General features: G+C 67.0%; 14 protein-coding genes and 1 pseudogene. 6 read left to right on the top strand and 9 right to left on the bottom strand.

From position 1 onward, the window contains the following. Positions 1–100: 100 nt before the first annotated feature. Positions 101–1,105: a magnesium and cobalt transport protein CorA gene (locus FFS56_RS14380; protein ID WP_127011529.1), complete on the top strand. Its 1,005-nt coding sequence runs from the start codon at positions 101–103 to the stop codon at positions 1,103–1,105. 337 nt (positions 1,106–1,442) lie between these two features. Here the strand turns inward: FFS56_RS14380 and FFS56_RS14375 are convergent, their stop codons facing one another. From FFS56_RS14375 to FFS56_RS14365, 3 genes are all read right to left on the bottom strand, one after another. Then, positions 1,443–3,269: a glycoside hydrolase family 15 protein gene (locus FFS56_RS14375; RefSeq protein ID WP_127012909.1), complete on the bottom strand. Its 1,827-nt coding sequence runs from the start codon at positions 3,267–3,269 to the stop codon at positions 1,443–1,445. A gap of 34 nt (positions 3,270–3,303) precedes the next feature. Beyond that, a complete protein-coding gene (locus FFS56_RS14370) occupies positions 3,304–3,834 on the bottom strand; it encodes a cytochrome C5 (protein WP_127011528.1) in 531 nt (176 codons plus the stop codon). A 100-nt stretch (positions 3,835–3,934) separates the two neighbouring features. Then, the gene (locus FFS56_RS14365; protein WP_127011527.1) at positions 3,935–4,717 is read right to left on the bottom strand and encodes a VOC family protein; all 783 of its coding nucleotides are present in this window, start codon (positions 4,715–4,717) and stop codon (positions 3,935–3,937) included. Between the two features lie 348 nt (positions 4,718–5,065). On the opposite strand from FFS56_RS14365, the gene FFS56_RS14360 reads away from it, so the two are divergent. Next, a complete protein-coding gene (locus FFS56_RS14360) occupies positions 5,066–6,508 on the top strand; it encodes a sigma-70 family RNA polymerase sigma factor (RefSeq protein WP_127011526.1) in 1,443 nt (480 codons plus the stop codon). A 36-nt stretch (positions 6,509–6,544) separates the two neighbouring features. Here the strand turns inward: FFS56_RS14360 and FFS56_RS14355 are convergent, their stop codons facing one another. Next, positions 6,545–7,240: a Crp/Fnr family transcriptional regulator gene (locus tag FFS56_RS14355; protein ID WP_164734065.1), complete on the bottom strand. Its 696-nt coding sequence runs from the start codon at positions 7,238–7,240 to the stop codon at positions 6,545–6,547. Positions 7,241–7,442: 202 nt separating this feature from the next. On the opposite strand from FFS56_RS14355, the gene FFS56_RS14350 reads away from it, so the two are divergent. Beyond that, positions 7,443–7,982: a hypothetical protein gene (locus FFS56_RS14350; protein WP_127011524.1), complete on the top strand. Its 540-nt coding sequence runs from the start codon at positions 7,443–7,445 to the stop codon at positions 7,980–7,982. Positions 7,983–8,162: 180 nt separating this feature from the next. Next, on the top strand, positions 8,163–8,381 hold the full coding sequence (locus FFS56_RS14345; RefSeq protein ID WP_127011523.1) for a hypothetical protein: 219 nt from the start codon (positions 8,163–8,165) through the stop codon (positions 8,379–8,381). A 90-nt stretch (positions 8,382–8,471) separates the two neighbouring features. On the opposite strand, the gene FFS56_RS14340 is transcribed toward FFS56_RS14345, so the two are convergent. The 4 genes from FFS56_RS14340 to FFS56_RS14325 form a co-directional block, all read right to left on the bottom strand. Then, the gene (locus FFS56_RS14340; RefSeq protein WP_127011522.1) at positions 8,472–9,191 is read right to left on the bottom strand and encodes a hypothetical protein; all 720 of its coding nucleotides are present in this window, start codon (positions 9,189–9,191) and stop codon (positions 8,472–8,474) included. Positions 9,192–9,307: 116 nt separating this feature from the next. Beyond that, positions 9,308–10,045: a hypothetical protein gene (locus FFS56_RS14335; RefSeq protein WP_212742672.1), complete on the bottom strand. Its 738-nt coding sequence runs from the start codon at positions 10,043–10,045 to the stop codon at positions 9,308–9,310. Further along, on the bottom strand, positions 10,042–10,686 hold the full coding sequence (locus tag FFS56_RS14330) for a class F sortase (RefSeq protein WP_208644288.1): 645 nt from the start codon (positions 10,684–10,686) through the stop codon (positions 10,042–10,044). The genes FFS56_RS14335 and FFS56_RS14330 overlap by 4 nt, the downstream gene beginning before the upstream one ends. Continuing rightward, the gene (locus FFS56_RS14325) at positions 10,683–12,563 is read right to left on the bottom strand and encodes an RCC1 domain-containing protein (protein WP_164734064.1); all 1,881 of its coding nucleotides are present in this window, start codon (positions 12,561–12,563) and stop codon (positions 10,683–10,685) included. Before FFS56_RS14325 ends, FFS56_RS14330 begins: the two co-directional genes overlap by 4 nt. Positions 12,564–13,582: 1,019 nt before the next feature. On the opposite strand from FFS56_RS14325, the gene FFS56_RS14320 reads away from it, so the two are divergent. Then, the gene (locus FFS56_RS14320; RefSeq protein WP_127011519.1) at positions 13,583–14,062 is read left to right on the top strand and encodes a hypothetical protein; all 480 of its coding nucleotides are present in this window, start codon (positions 13,583–13,585) and stop codon (positions 14,060–14,062) included. Positions 14,063–14,146: 84 nt separating this feature from the next. Here the strand turns inward: FFS56_RS14320 and FFS56_RS14315 are convergent, their stop codons facing one another. Continuing rightward, on the bottom strand, positions 14,147–14,467 hold the full coding sequence (locus FFS56_RS14315; RefSeq protein WP_127011518.1) for a DUF2004 domain-containing protein: 321 nt from the start codon (positions 14,465–14,467) through the stop codon (positions 14,147–14,149). Positions 14,468–14,809: 342 nt separating this feature from the next. Here FFS56_RS14315 and FFS56_RS20850 point away from each other — a divergent pair. After that, positions 14,810–14,970 (top strand): annotated as a pseudogene (locus FFS56_RS20850) (ABC transporter ATP-binding protein); the annotation flags it as partial.

Here is a 14,970-nt window from a genome sequence, read left to right as displayed (position 1 = left end):
CGCACGTCCTTCCCCGCAGCCGTCGGCGGCGTCATCCGCCCCCTGACGAACCGCGCACGGAGCTCTCCGCTGCCGTGCGCCTGCGAGAACGGAGCCGATCATGGCCCTCATCGACAACGGCGTGTACGTCCACGGACGTCGCGTGGAGACCCCCAAGAACCTGGACGAGACCTACCGGATGCTGGACGCCGCCGGAGGCATCGCGTGGATCGGCCTGTACCGACCCAGCCCGGAGGAAGTGGCGTCCGTCGCTCGCGAGTTCGATCTGCATCCGCTGGCCGTCGAGGACGCCCTGTCCGGCCACCAGCGGTCGAAGGTGGAGCGCTACGGCGACACCCTGTTCGCCGTCCTCCGCCCCGCCCGGTACCGCGACAAGGAGGAGTCGATCGAGTTCGGCGAGCTGCACCTGTTCGTGGGCCCCGATTTCGTGGTGACGATCCGGCACGCCGAATCCCCGAACCTCGCCGCCGTGCGCGCCCGCATGGAGGCGAACCCCGAGCTGCTCGCGATGGGACCGGAGGCCGTGCTCTACGCGATCCTCGACGAGGTCGTCGACGGGTACGAGCCGATCGTGGCAGGGCTGCTGAACGACATCGACGAGATCGAGGACCAGCTCTTCGGCGACGGCGACGACGACAGCGCGCTCTCCCGCCGCATCTACGAGCTGTCCCGCGAGGTGATCAACTTCCAGCGGGCGGTGCATCCGCTGAACGGCATGCTGGAGTGGCTGCGTCGGGGCTCTGCGAAGTACCGCATCGACGAGGAGCTGCAGCGCTCCCTGCGCGATGTGCTCGACCACACGATCCGTGTCAACGAGAAGATCGACTCGTTCCGGGCGATCCTGGAAAACGCGCTGACCGTGCACTCCGCACTGGTCGCCCGGCGTCAGACCGAGGCCGGGTTGGCGCAGAACGACGAGATCAAGAAGATCTCCTCCTGGGCGGCGATCATCTTCGCCCCGACGCTCGTCGGCACCGTGTACGGGATGAACTTCGACGTGATGCCCGAGCTGCACTGGGCCTTCGGCTACCCGATGGCGATCGCCGCGATGCTCGCCTTCGCGGTCGGTCTGTTCGGGGTGTTCAAGTACAAGAAGTGGTTGTGAGCGAACGGATGCCGCGGCGCTGAGCCGCGGCGTCCGAAGAACATCACCCGAGCTCGCCTGTGCTCTCGAAGCGTGGATCGTTACGCCGGGCGTAGCGCCTCGCACTCACGCCGGAGAAGCGCTCCTCCCGGAACGCCGTCCAGTTCCGCGCGTAGATGAGGATCGAGAAGAACCCCAGATCACCCGCAGCGACATCAGCACCGCACCGAGGATCGTGGCCAGCGGGCGCTTCACGACAGACCCGCACTTCCGTGACCGGCGCGGGTTCGACGGAACGCCTCGGTGATGATGAGGAAGGCGAGCCAGATGCCGGGATGCGCTCGTCGGCACCGCGCCCTCACCGCGAACGATGCTCGGTCCGCGACAGGGCGTCGGCCGCACGCACCAGCGCGAGATGCGAGAACGCCTGCGGGGTGTTCCCCAACTGCCGCCGCGAGATCGGATCGTACTCCTCTGACAGCATCCCCACGTCGTTCGCCAGGGCGCACAACCTGTCCATGAACGCATGCGCGTCGTCCAAGCGATCAGTCGCCGCGTACTGCTCGACCAGCCAGAACGAACAGGCGAGGAATGCTCCTTCCGATCCTGCGAGCCCGTCCACCCCGGTCGCCGTGCGGTACCGCCGCACCAGCCCCTCCACCACGAGGGTCTGCTCGATACGCTCGACGGTTGCGAGCATCCGCGGATCGTCCGCCGCACAGTACCCCACCTGCGCCAGCAACAGCAGCGACGCATCGACCTCGGTCGTGCCGTAGTGCTGCACGAAGTGACCGTCGACGACGCCGTCGCGATCGATCTCCGCACGCATCCGGTCACGCAGTCCGCGCCAGCGCGCCACCGGGCCCTGCAGGCCGTGCTTCTCCACCGCACGCACCGCGCGATCGAACGCCGCCCACATCATCACCCGGGAATGTGTGAAGAACTGCGGTTCCCCGCGGATCTCCCACAGCCCCTGATCGGGGCGCTCGATCTGTTCCGAGGCGAACCGCACCAGCTCTCGCTCGAGCGGCCAGGAGAAGTCCGACTCGTCGAGCCCCGCATCCCGTGCGGCCGAGAGCGTGACCAGCACCTCGCCGACGACGTCCGCCTGATACTGCGCGGCGGCGCCGTTGCCGATCCGCACGGGCGTCGATCCCTCGTACCCTGGGAGATCCGACAGCACCCGCTCGGGGAGATCCCGCTCGCCTGCGGGACCGTACATGATCTGGAGGTCGGCCGGGTCCCCTGCCACGGCGCGCAGCAGCCACTCCCGCCATTGCCCCGCCACGCCGAGGAACCCATGGGCGAGCAGCGCTTCGAGCGTGAGGGCGGCATCGCGCAGCCACACGTAGCGGTAGTCCCAGTTGCGCACTCCGCCGAGCTCCTCGGGCAGCGCCATGGTCACTGCCGCGGCGATACCCCCTGTCTCGTGGTTGGTCAGTGCCCGCAGGATCAGCAGAGACCGCACCACCTCGTCACGGTGGGGCCCGTCGTGCGCGATCCGGTCCGCCCAGTCCTGCCACCAAGCTTTCGTGTCCACGAGATGCGACGCCGCGTCGAGCGCCGGGGGGACATCGAAGTGGGAGGGGAACCACGTCAGATGCAGGTCCCGCACCTCGCCGGGTTCGACGTGCACCTCGCCCCGATGTTGGTGGTCGATCGCGGTGAGGGCCGCACCGCGTATGGCGACGGCATCGGGGCCGCCCATCGCGACGAGGTACCGATCTCCCGCGGATCCGACCTGGCGAACCCACGGCATCACCCGCGCGTAATCGAACCGGATGGTCAGATGCTGTTCGAAGGTCATCGAGCCCTCCACCCCGACGACCCGGCGGATCAGGTCGGTGCGCCGGATCGCCGCATCGGGGTCGAGGCCGATCGGCATGAAGTCCTGCACTTCGGCGACGGCATCGGCGGTCTCCCAGCGGGTGATGAGCACGAACGTGTCGCCGTCGTAACGTCGCGTGCTCCTGGCGTCCGGGTCGACCGGGCGCAGAGACCACCGGCCGTGCGACTCGTCGCCGAGCACTGCGGCGAAGGTCGAAGCCGAATCGAGCCGCGGCAGACACAGCCAATCGATGCTCCCCTCCGACGATACGAGGGCTGCCGTGCGGCAGTTGCTCAGAAGGGCGTAGTCCTCGATTCGCGTGCGGCCGCGAGGGGGCGCGTTGCCGGTCTTGTCCATGGTCACCGATCGGGCCTGCGGATGTCCGCCGCGCTCAGCTCTGGTCTGCACCACTGATGTGGTCGAGCAGCTCATCGAGGGTGCCGAAGTCGACCGTCTCGGTGCCGTCGAGCTCTCGCACCTCGACACCCTCGACGTCGAGCTCGTCGTTCAACTGCACGAGGATCCGCGACTCGGGGAACTGCTTGGGTGCGAGGAAGGCGAGCAGGACCGCGTCGGCGAACACGACCACCGACGTGGCCTCCAGGTCGTCCCGCAGGTCGATCGCCTCGACCACCGGCTCATCATCGACGGCATCGTCGATATCGGCGGCCACCTCGTCGATGATCGCACGCCAGCGCGACTCCCCCACGGAGAGGATGCGCGAGACCGCCGCGATCAGCGCATCGTGATCGACGTCGTCGCCGTGTTCCTCGAGCTCCGGGTCGACGTTGACGTTGACCACGGTCCCCGCTGCGTCGATGCTCGCCCGCCCGTAGACGAGGCCGTTCTCGGCGATGGGGTCTTCGAGCGAGCCCCCGTCGACGATGCGGGCCAGGAGGATGTCGAGCGCAGGCGAAGTCATGCGTCCAGTCTTTCGCATCGATCGGGATCGTGGGCGGTCATCGCATGTGTTCATTGATCGCCTCGCCTCGCCCGGCTCACGGTGCACCGACGCGAACGGCTCACTCAGAACCGGGCGGAAGCGCGATCACCCCGAAGACCTCGCCCTGGGCTCCCCGGAGAATCGCCATACGACCGAACGGAGTGTCCAGCGCGGGCATGACAGCCACGGCTCCCCTGGACTCCGCCGTGGCGATGGTGGCGTCGACGTCGCCGCTCGCGAACCAGGCCAACCAATGATCGGGAACACCCGCAGGCAGGTCGAGATCGCGATGCACGCCTCCGACGTCCCTCCGGTCCGAGGGCCGTTGGAGGGTGGAGTAGACCATGCCTTCAGCACTGACGTCTGCGTACTCGAAGCCGAAGACATCCGCATAGAACGCGCGAGCCGTGTCGTATTCTCGCGTGTGCAACTCGCTCCAGCACAGGGCGCCGTGTTCGTTGACCCGCTCAGCCCCGATGTGGTCGCCGGCCTGCCATACCCCGAAGGCCGCACCTACGCTGTCCACGGCGACGGTCATGCGCCCCGAGGTCATCACGTCCATCACCGGGAACAGCGTCCGCCCTCCCGCACGGACGATCGCAGCGGCCGTTTCTTCGGCGTCTTCCGCAGCGAAGTACGTCGTCCACACGGCGGGGGTCGCCGTGTCGTGTCGGGGCCCGAGGCCCGCGACTGCGCGTCCTCCGATCTGGGCCAGCTCGTATCCGCCCGACTGCTCACCGCCGCCGACGTACTCCCACCCGAAAAGGTCAGCGTAGAACGTCTTCGCGTGCTCCACATCGTCGACGCTCAGGTCGACCCAGTTGGGTGTGCCGTGTGGCCAGAACTCGGTGCGAACGGACATGCTGCACTCCAGACTCGTGCTCAGGATGGAGGGGCGGGCGTGGGGCCCGCCCCTCGGGGATGTGCTCCTGGGGAGAAGCACGGGGTGTGCTCCTGGGGAGAAGCACGGGGTGTGCCCCTGGGGAGAAGCACGGGGTGTGCCCCTGGGGAGAAGCACAAACAAGAAGACGAGGTTCGTCTCGTTATCTTCCGGCGGAGCTCGCTGCGTGTTCGTCTGGGGCAAGAACCCACGACGTCTCCCCTGGTCGCACCGTAGAATGCTGAGTTGGAGATGCCGCGGTTTCCGCCCATCTCGTCGACCGTCTGAAGATGTGCGGCCGTCGGCGAGATTTCTGGGGAAGGGCAAGTCATGAAGGATGACGACGACACTCGTCGAGCCCGCAACGACGATTTCGCGAGCGCGGCGAACACGGGCGACCGCGAGGCAGCCGGGAAGTATCTGCAGGAGAACCTGCCATACCTCACCTCCATGGCGCGGTGGCTGGCCGGCGGGACTCTGGATCCGGACGATCTCGCCGCGGACTGCATCACCAACCTCCTCACCCTCTGGGCAGAGGGCCGAGGACCCACGACGCACCCGAATGCCTACCTCGTGCGCGCGATGCGCAACCGACTCATCGATGAACGCCGCTCGCCCCGCTCGCGCGTGGTGGGTCTGAGCGAACAGGAGGAAGAGCTGCCTCCGGGGTTCCTCGAGTCCCGCGAGATCGACCTCCACCGGGAGATCGCCTTCGTGCGGACAGCGCTGAGGTCGCTGCCGGAGGATCAGCAGCGGGTGCTCACCGCGACCGTCGTCGATGGGCGCAAACCTGCCGACCTCACCGGGGAACTGAACCGTTCAGCCGCTGCGATCTACTCGTTGTCGCACCGTGCCAAGGCCAACCTGCGGCGGGCGACTCTGCAGACGGTGCTCCTGGAAGGCGCACCCGAGGAGTGCAGAAGGGCAGCGGAGCACCTGCCGGCGACGGTCGGTGCGGATCCGGACGAGGGCGGCGATGTCCCCGGCACGCACCATCAGCGTTCCTGTCCTCGGTGCCGGGAGAGATGGTCGATGTTCAGCGGCATGGCGACTCTCGGTCTGCTCACCCTCCTGGTGGTGGGCAGCACGGTGGTGGCCCCGGCACCTGCTCAGGCCGTCGAGCAACCTGCCGCACACGGCGTGAGGGGGATGGTGAAGAAGGGCCGCATCCGCCCCGCGCTGATCGCCGCCATCGGCGCTGTGGTCGTCGCGGCTGTGATCGTGGCGATCGTCGTGCTGTCGCTCCGACCAGCGACGATGGACGGAGCACCCGCCCCCTCCTCCACGCCGACCTCCGTCGCTACGGCGCCCTCGTCCGGCGCCATCGACGACATCGGAGAGAGATTCCGCATCCCGTCCATCGGATTGGATGTCCCGGTGGGCGCGGTGTCCGAAGTCGACGGTCAGATCACCCCGCCGGGATTCGACTCGGTCTACCTCGTGCGCAACCGCGGCGTCGCCCTGAACGAAGCGGAGACCGGCACCGTCTACATCGTCACCCACTCGCGCCCGGGTCCGGAGGCCGCGCCCGGGGATGCCCTGGTCGACCTGGATCGCGGTGCGTCCACCGTCGATCGTGGCGCGCTCGTCGAGATCGGCGATCGTCGGTACGAAGTCACAGACAGCTCGATCCTGCCCGCCACTGACCTTCCATCCGATGACGCGCTCTGGGAACCCGTGCCGCGCAGGCTGGTCATCATCACGAGCCTGCAGAATCCCGACGGCACGCCTGCCGTCGACAACCTCGTGCTCGTCGCGCAGCTCGTGGAGTGACGCGAGCTACAGGAGGGGGAAAGGGCGAGGCTTCGCTCACTCGGACCATTCCATCTCGATCGAGCGCGAGTAGGCGATCAGCCGCCCGTCGTCCGGGACAACCACACGTCCTCTCCCCAGCGACACCAGATCACGAGCGGCGAGGTCACCCAGCACGCGGCTCACGCTCTCCCGCGTGACCCCCATCAGGTCGGCGAGCTGCAGGTGGGTGAGTCTGACGACAACACGTCCGTCGCGGCGCCGTTCCCCCGCAGCGACGAGAGCCGCGGAGACGCGAGCGACGAGGGGACGGAACGACGCGTCCGCGAGCCGGTCCTCCAGCCGGGCGACCCGCTCCCCGAGCAGCATCACGATCCGGAGAGCGATCCGGCTGTCGGCCAGGAGAAGCTGTCGAAGACAGTCGGTGTCGATGACGCAGATCTCCGCGTCGTCGATCACCTCGGCACCGTTGTCACCGAAATGCTGCCCGAGAAGCGCCATCTCCCCGAAAACCGTCCCCTGCCCGAGGATGGTGATCGTGAGTTCACGCCCGCTCTCGGTGCGGCGGAACACCCGCACACGCCCTCGCCGCACCACGAACAGCGACTGCACGCTCTGTCCCTGCCAGACCACACTCTCGCCCCTCGCATACGTGCGTGTGCGAATCTGACGCTCGACCGCCTCCAGATCCTGAACCGAGAGGTCGGCGAACAGGTCGACATCCCGCAGACAGTCGAACTCGCATGCGCTCACCGGACTGCACCGCACACGGTCTCATTCTGCGTCGTCATCATCATCTCTTTCACTCTTTCTTCGCGTATCCCCCGAGCGCTCACCGTCCGACGCGGGAGCGGGCCGCCTCGGACCGACAGTCCGAGGCCAATGATGAAGACGCCGATGACACGGATACATCACGCGAGACACGTCCCGCTGCGCTCGCCGATACGTTAGGACGATGGAAGACCGGGTTTGGGGACTCACTGTCGACCGCCCACGCGCGCCGATTCTCGATGCCGACGCGATCGACGACCACCGGATGGACGACGGTCTGGGGTTTCCCCCTTCCTACGTCTCGTTCGTACGAGAATTCGGATGGGGGCGGTTGTTCGGCCTCTGGCTGATCTACACTCCCGTGCCCGCAGGGTTCGGCGATGGCGTTCTCGGCAGAGGCCGCCGTCTCACCGAGCAGCTTCGCGATGCCTTCCGCGAATCACAGGCGCTGGGGTACGACTGGATCGTCGAGCCCCGCGAGTCCTGGGACGTCACGAAGCGTCTGACGGTGTTCGCGACCAGTGAGAACGGTGACTACCTCGCGTGGGATACGGGTTCGAGGGATGGCAGACTCGAGATGCCGATCTATCACACCACCCGGTTCAACTCGCTCACGAGGATCGGATCCGATCTGTTCGAATCGATCGAGTGGCTTCGGGACCTCGTCGTGCCTGATACGGCGGACGAGTTCGACTTCGAGACCCTGTCACTCTCACCGCTCTGAGGCGCGACGGCACGAAGGCGTACGCAACGTGGCTGCCGAAGCCCGCATGCCCCCTCGGCAGCTTCCGGATCCCGTCGATGAATCCGACCCTCATTCTCGAGATCTGCGTAATGAACCCCACGGGCGACTGTCTCTCTGTGAGGGTTGCGCGACGTGCGGGATCCCCAGGAAGGGTGCTCGGTGAGTGGGAAGAAGGGGATGCCGAGGGATGGCGCCGTCGACACGGTGCGCGTCTCGGTCATCGTGAACGACAGCCGGGGCTTCACGCACTATTACGAAGACGTCGTGACGACGCCTGCCGCGGTGCGCGATGCGTTCGACCTCATGGTGCGGCGCGCCCCGAGCGTGGGCGGTCGACTCTCCGAAGGCGCCTCCGGCCCTGTCACAGGAGCGGCCTGACTCCGTCCACGCGGATGCGCTCCGAAGCGTCCCGGCGCACAGTTCATCGCGGCGATAGATGGGGCGTCGAACCGCGCGCCGGACGAGGTATCAGTTCGTCAGAGCGGCGAGGGCGGCCTCATGGGCCGAGAGCCGGCCGGCACCTCGCGGAGGGTGGGTGCGAAGCACGTCTCTGAGCCCCGCGCGCTGCCCCGGCGTCATCGTCTCCCCGAAACGCTCGACGGCGTCTGCGAGCCACACGGTCGTCGCGGCATGCGGGAGCACCTGTAGATACTGCTCCCATCCACGGGGGTCGCCGGCGAGGACGGACAGATAGGCGGACCACCCTCTCACCGCACGGCTCGGGTGATCCCGGACGGAACCCGCGACGTCACCCGCCCAGCCACGGTAGCCCGCCGGGGCCCCCTCCTCATGCAGCGGATCCCACAACGGATGCACGATGAACCGCGAGTACCCGAACTGCACGCTGGACAGCAAGGATTCCACCACCGACGCATCCGGTTCGTTCACGATGAGCTGCCCGAGGTCTTCCCGTGATCGACCGTCGGTGAAGAAGTCTCGCAGGGGCAGCGAGCCCCAGCCGAGTTCACCGCGCGACAGACGACTGAGCGCGCGGGCGCCTCCACGACGTTCGGCGACCGTGGTGGCACGGAGTGCGATGAGCGTCGTAGCGAGGGCGTCGTTCAGTTCTGCGCGACGGCGGACGTATCGGGTCGAGCTCAAGAAGTCGTTCACGCCGGGAGCATCGACGTGACGCGCCGCGCCGAACGACATCGGGTCGACCGGAGTCCCCGAAAGTTCATCATTCACAGCGTGACGCTTTCCCTGGATTCCGTTCAGAGCGCGAGCAACCGCGATGTCTTGTCTGCACGCACTCCCCCGCGCCATCCCGAGAGCGGAGGCGTGATGTCCGACCTCGGGCCGCCCTACCACGCAGCGGCCCTCTCGGTCGCTGAGACGAAGCGGTCCCAGCTGGCCGCACTCGAGCTCGGTAGCGCGCCGTACTCGGCGAGCCCGATGAGGATCCCGTACCGCTGATACTTGTCCGTGCCGGGAACGATCTTTGCTCGGGCGATCTCCTTCTCGAGCATGCTGACACTCGTGCCCTCCGGCTGTTCGGCGATCACCTCGAGCATCGTACGCAGACGCTTCCGGTCATCGTCCGTCGGTGTGGGCAGTCCGTCCTCTGCTGCCGCTTCGAGGTCGGGGACGTAGAGGTAGGGGCGCTCGTTCCACGCCCATCCGAGTGCAAGGCGCAGAAGCGCCTCGGTGACATCGTTCCCCGACGGCGTCGCATCGAGCCCGCAGTCGGGCAGGCCCGTCCCGGTGGTCGGCGCCGCGACGAGCTGTCGTGCCCAGGCGAAGGAGATCACCGTCTGACGCCCTCGCGGCGCACTGCCGAGGCCGGCGACGAACGCACCGAGGACATCGTCTTCGGTGAGCACGGAAGCGGCGTCGATCGCCCGGTTCAGCGCGTCGGCCGGTGTGATCCGCTCGACCGCGCGGACCGGCCATCCGAGGCGCTCGGCAGCGGCGACATCGGCGGCATCTCGACTCGCCTCCGCGCCCGCGACCCCGCCCGTCCGGGTGAATCGATACCCGTAGAGGCGCATGAGCACCTCGACCTCGGCTCCCTGGGGAACCCGATGTGGAGTCACGCTCATTGCTGCGTGCGCTGGGCGATGAGGACGAAGTTGGATGTGGAAGGTTTGCCGTCCGGGGACTGCAGACAGGTGATGACGACGAGACGGTCGGGCGTCGACGACCACACGTCCTCCCGGGTCGGCAGCTCCTTCTTCCCGATCACTTCCTGGCTCTCGACCCTGTAGTCCACACCGGACACGCTGATCGTGTCGCCGACTGCGACACGAGAAGAACCGTCCGCGATGTCGAACAGCGCGTTCCCCGGCCCGACGCCCCCGTTGCGCAGCGAGTGCATCACCACGTACACCGTGCCCTCGGCCGCCTCGGCCGGCATGACACCGCGGTTGCGCACGAGATACGCCGAAGTGAACCCGGGAGGGGTGATCTGCCCCTCGACCTCCGACAGCTCACCGAGGGGAACATCGAGCGACACCGACGGCGCTTCGAAGCGGGCGCCGATGTCGGCCACCGCTTCCGCCTCGGGAACAGGAGTCACGTCAGGGTCGAGAACCACGGAGTTCCCACGCATGTCCACGGCCGCAGCCGCGGGAGCCGCCTGCGGGGAAAGCACGAGCCACCCGACGGCGACAACGGCGACCGCCGCCACGGCCACAGCCGCGACGACGATCACCCGCGTGCGTCGCTTCGTGAGAGCGGTCACGCAGCACCCTTCAGGGCCCAACGCGCGCCGACAGCGAGCAGACCACCCGCGATCACGAACAGCCAGGTCGCATCCAAAGGTGCCGGCACCGGCGCCTGGATGTCACCACCCGTGTTCACCCGCGGCCCGACAGCACCACCCGCCGGCGACGTCGTCACAGGAGGAGTCACCACAGCCGGCACACGCACCTCGACGGTTCCGACCTCGGTGATCGCCTCGCCGTTGCAGTTGGTGAACACGGCCCGGTAACTGGTCGTCGCCGTCGGCGAGACATCCAGAGTCGTCGATGTCGCACCCGCGACATCCGTCCACGGCCCCGCCGGATCCGCCGCACTCTGCCACTGCACCGTCGGCGAACTGTCGCCGCTCGCCCCTGCCGTGAGCGACGTCGACGCTCCCGACACGATCGACGCCGACCCTGGCTGAGACGTCACCACAGGCGCCGTGCCATACACGAAACCACCAGGGAAAGTCTGCGAATCGGTGGTGTCGAACAGCGTCCAGCTCACGACCACATCGACCGTCCCGCACCCCGGAGGAGTGGTGATGGTCCACGTGCCATCGGCCTGCGTCAGATTCGTGCCCGGAACACCGCCGAACGTCACACCCGTGATCACGATGTCACGGTTCACCGGCACGGGCGTGAGCCGCGTCGTCGTCGTGCCGTCGCCGACCTGACCGGCGAAGTTCAGACCCCAGGCATATGTGTTGCCGTCCGACCCCTGCGCAACCGCATGCGCGACGCCACCACCGATCGTGGTGAAGGTCACCCCCGAAGGCATCTGCACAGCCGCGGGTACAGGACTGTCGGCCGTTGATCCGTTGCCCAATTGGCCGAAAGCGTTGTAGCCCCACGCGTAGGCTGTGCCGGCGGCGGTCAGCGCGTAGGTACTCGCTGAGCCGGCAACGATGCTCGTGAAGGTCACACCGGCAGGTGCCGTGACGACGGCCGGCTCGTTACGGCTGACGAGCGTGCCGTCACCCAGCTGCCCGAAGATGTTCGATCCCCAGGCGTAGGTGTTGCCGTCGCTGCCGACCGCAACCATATGCGCGTCACCCACCGACAGCGATGTCACCGTCACACCCGCCGGCATGGAAACCAGAGTCGGCACGAGGCGATCCGTGTTGGTACCGTCACCGATGGTGCCAACAGAGTTGCCGCCCCAGGCGTAGACCGTCCCATTGGAGGCGATCGCGGCGGACGCCTCAGTACCGGCGGCGAGCTTAGCGAACGTGACACCGGCCGGCATCACCACCGGCGTCGGAGTGGACGTCGGCGTGGTTGAGCCGGTCCCCAGACGCCCGTTGTTGTCGCCACCCCACGCATAGGCGCTGCCGTCAGATGCAAGCGCCAGCGAGTGGTACCGTCCCGCCATCACCTGCGTGAACGTCACTCCGGGCGGCGTCGAGACGACCGTCGGGATCGAATGCGCGACCGTGGTACCGTCGCCGAGCTGACCGTAGTTGTTCGCTCCCCAGGAATACACGAGACCGTCAGAACCCAAGGCCAGCGCGTGCTGGTCACCGACAGACACGTCCGTGAAAGTCACGCCCGCAGGGAGCAGCACGGGAGTCGGAGAGGGGCGATCCGTCGTCGTCCCGTCACCGATCTGCCCCTCGCTGTTCTGCCCCCAGGAGTACACGAGGCCATCGTTGCCGAGGGCGGTCGTTGTCGATCCGCCGCCGTCGACGATCGTGAAGTCCACCCCTACGGGGTAGACGTCGGAGACCACCGTGCCGCCGGCGGTCGGGCCGGCGTTGGGTGAGGGGTCAGCGAGCGCAGCCTGCGCACCGCCGAACACCGTGATCGCCGCAGCGACGGCGGCTATCGTCGATAGCCGTCGGGTCCTGCCCGGAAGGGGTGTCGTCGTCTTCATCGGGTCATGCCTTTCTCGACGACGCCACCCGCGCTCCAGTTTCTGGATCGGGCCCGCCGCCGACATCCTGATACCGCTGCTGCACAGAAGCATCCCAGAAGGACGCCCCCGCAGGAAGAGGTGAATGAGTGAGTTCGCGTAGCAGGTGTGAACACACCCGCACAAGAGAAGACGAACGACACCCGCTTTCATGACGCCGAAACCCACACACCGGCGAAGATCCCAGCCCACTCTCAGCTACCTCGTCGACCGCGACCAATGCTCACCCGGGCCAGACCACGTACGCCACCACCGTCCACGACGTCGACTCCGCGGACTGCTGCGCGACCTGAACATGCCAACCCGTCGACGGATTACCCACCGGATTCGAACCGGGTTCGTAGCGAGCGCCCCGTTCCGATGTGCCGGGAGCTCAGGTGGACACTTTCTCCGCCCGCGAGAATTTGGTTCTTGTGAGACGGGCGATCCAGGAGGACCATCAGAACGGTAAGAAGGAGCGGCCGTGCTGACGCGTGGTTGTGGGGATCCCGCGTCGCCTGCGTGTGGCTGCCGCCTGCGTCACTCCTCCCCCTAACCGACGTGGGCGCCAGCCACACACAGTGCCGTCACTCCGCCCTCGGCCGGACCCGAGGGCGGATGCGCGAACAACGACGGTTTCTCACACGAGACGACCCACGCGCCCCGGGAATGCCGGACAGGTGTTGGGGTTCCGCGAAGCAGGTGCACGTGGTGCTGTCTGCGAGAACAGCGATGAAGGGTCCGGTAGGGGAGGTCGGGGGCAGGCCAAGTTGTTCCGCTGCGGAAGCACCCATTGGTCGGTAAGGGTGGCATCGAACCTGCCGACCTGGGCGATGGTCAGAGGTATCACGTCACCGCTCTGAGGCAGGAGTGTGCCGTGAGGAGTGAACAATCCCGCCCGGCGAAGAAGAGTGCTGTTGTGTGCGGCGGATCACGGAAGGGTCCGCCTCCCCGCTGAATGCTGGAAGCCCGGCACGCGCCGGGAGAAAGAGAGAACTCAGATGTCTCGCAAGATCACGGCCACACTACTGGCCTCCGCCTCGATCCTGGCCGCGGGCGTCGCGCTCGCCCCGTCTGCCAGCGCCGACACCATTCCCGACACGGCGGCGCCCATCGTCACCATCAGCGACGGGGTCGACTCCGTCCAGCGCGGCGAGACCGTCCGCCTCACGATGACGGTGAAGAACACCACCGACATCAGCCAGGTGTACGACGTGACCGGGATGCTTCCCGACGGCTTCACCGCAGTCAAGGCGACCGACCTCCCCGCCGGGGTCTCCTCGCCCTACTACATCGCTCCGTCGTACGCGCATGCCTTCGTCAAGGTGGCGCCGGGACAGACCAGGACGGTCGCCTTCGACGCGAAAGCAACTGCTGACGCGCCAGAGGGAACCGCGTCGTTCGAGGCTCTCTCGAAGTCGATGACCACGTCCTACGCCGACCTCGCCTTCGCCACGCCCGACGTCGACCAGGTCCGCTGACGCACTCCCGAGGGTGCCCGACGACGCCCGTCGGGCACCCTCACGTGTTCACGACCGTCCGGCCGGTGTAGCAGCAAGGCGCCTTCAGCTCTCCATAGATACAGAGAGGGCGCCTCCGTCGCTTGCTTCCACGCAGATCATGTACTGTGTGACGCTCCCGGGGAGCCTGAAATCCACCGAGTAGCCCGATTCGTCGGATCGGTGAGTCGCATCCAGCCCGTTGATGATCGACTCCGGTGACGGGGCGGCGGATCCGAACTCAGCAATCCAGTAGGTCTCGCTGAGTTCCTCGAGGTGGTGCTCCACAAACAGCGTGGCCCCGACCTCGTCCTCAGGTCTCCCGTAGACATCTCGAATCGCTTGCCGACAGCGGTTGATCCTCTCAGCGACGAGATCTCGGTCCATCGATCGTCCTCCTTCACAGTGATCGTGATATGCGCAGATGCGGGTGATTCTGGCACTGCTCTCCATAGTGGGGACGAGGGAGCACGCACGATCTGTCGCTCCCCGGCGGGTGCAAACTGTAAAGCCCCCACCTCATGCATGCAGCTGACACCAATCCAGGCAAATCCACCAACCAAGAAGGATTCTCGGCAGCCAACGTCCCAGGAACCACGTACTGCATGCGCTGATCGCACGGTCCATGTCGGTGTGTTATCCAGAATGTTACATGTCATCCTTGCGATGTATGCCGATGCGCCCCGCGGGCGATGACCCGCCATGGGCGGCGGAAATAGCGTCGGGGACATGGAGATCACGACCACCGACCTGGGGCTCGCCGCCCGCGTCCAGCACCTGAAGAAGACCTACGGCTCCGGCGAGGGCACCGTCCACGCACTGGACGACGTCAGCGTGGGCATCCGCCGCGGGCAGTTCACCGCCATCATGGGGCCTTCGGGTTCCGGCAA

The organism is Microbacterium sp. Beta (assembly GCF_005502545.1).
In the GTDB taxonomy this organism is placed as follows: domain Bacteria; phylum Actinomycetota; class Actinomycetes; order Actinomycetales; family Microbacteriaceae; genus Microbacterium; species Microbacterium oxydans.
Note: the sequence above shows the minus strand (reverse complement) of the source record. Positions and strands in the feature narration are given on the sequence as shown.

Bases quoted from the DNA above. Each gene is read 5' to 3' on its own strand.
- FFS56_RS14380 (WP_127011529.1), top strand. From the start codon at position 101: ATGGCCCTCATCGACAACGGCGTGTACGTCCACGGACGTCGCGTGGAG.
- FFS56_RS14375 (WP_127012909.1), bottom strand. From the start codon at position 3,269: ATGGACAAGACCGGCAACGCGCCCCCTCGCGGCCGCACGCGAATCGAG.
- FFS56_RS14370 (WP_127011528.1), bottom strand. From the start codon at position 3,834: ATGACTTCGCCTGCGCTCGACATCCTCCTGGCCCGCATCGTCGACGGG.
- FFS56_RS14365 (WP_127011527.1), bottom strand. From the start codon at position 4,717: ATGTCCGTTCGCACCGAGTTCTGGCCACACGGCACACCCAACTGGGTC.
- FFS56_RS14360 (WP_127011526.1), top strand. From the start codon at position 5,066: ATGAAGGATGACGACGACACTCGTCGAGCCCGCAACGACGATTTCGCG.
- FFS56_RS14350 (WP_127011524.1), top strand. From the start codon at position 7,443: ATGGAAGACCGGGTTTGGGGACTCACTGTCGACCGCCCACGCGCGCCG.
- FFS56_RS14335 (WP_212742672.1), bottom strand. From the start codon at position 10,045: ATGAGCGTGACTCCACATCGGGTTCCCCAGGGAGCCGAGGTCGAGGTG.
- FFS56_RS14325 (WP_164734064.1), bottom strand. From the start codon at position 12,563: ATGAAGACGACGACACCCCTTCCGGGCAGGACCCGACGGCTATCGACG.
- FFS56_RS14320 (WP_127011519.1), top strand. From the start codon at position 13,583: ATGTCTCGCAAGATCACGGCCACACTACTGGCCTCCGCCTCGATCCTG.
- FFS56_RS14315 (WP_127011518.1), bottom strand. From the start codon at position 14,467: ATGGACCGAGATCTCGTCGCTGAGAGGATCAACCGCTGTCGGCAAGCG.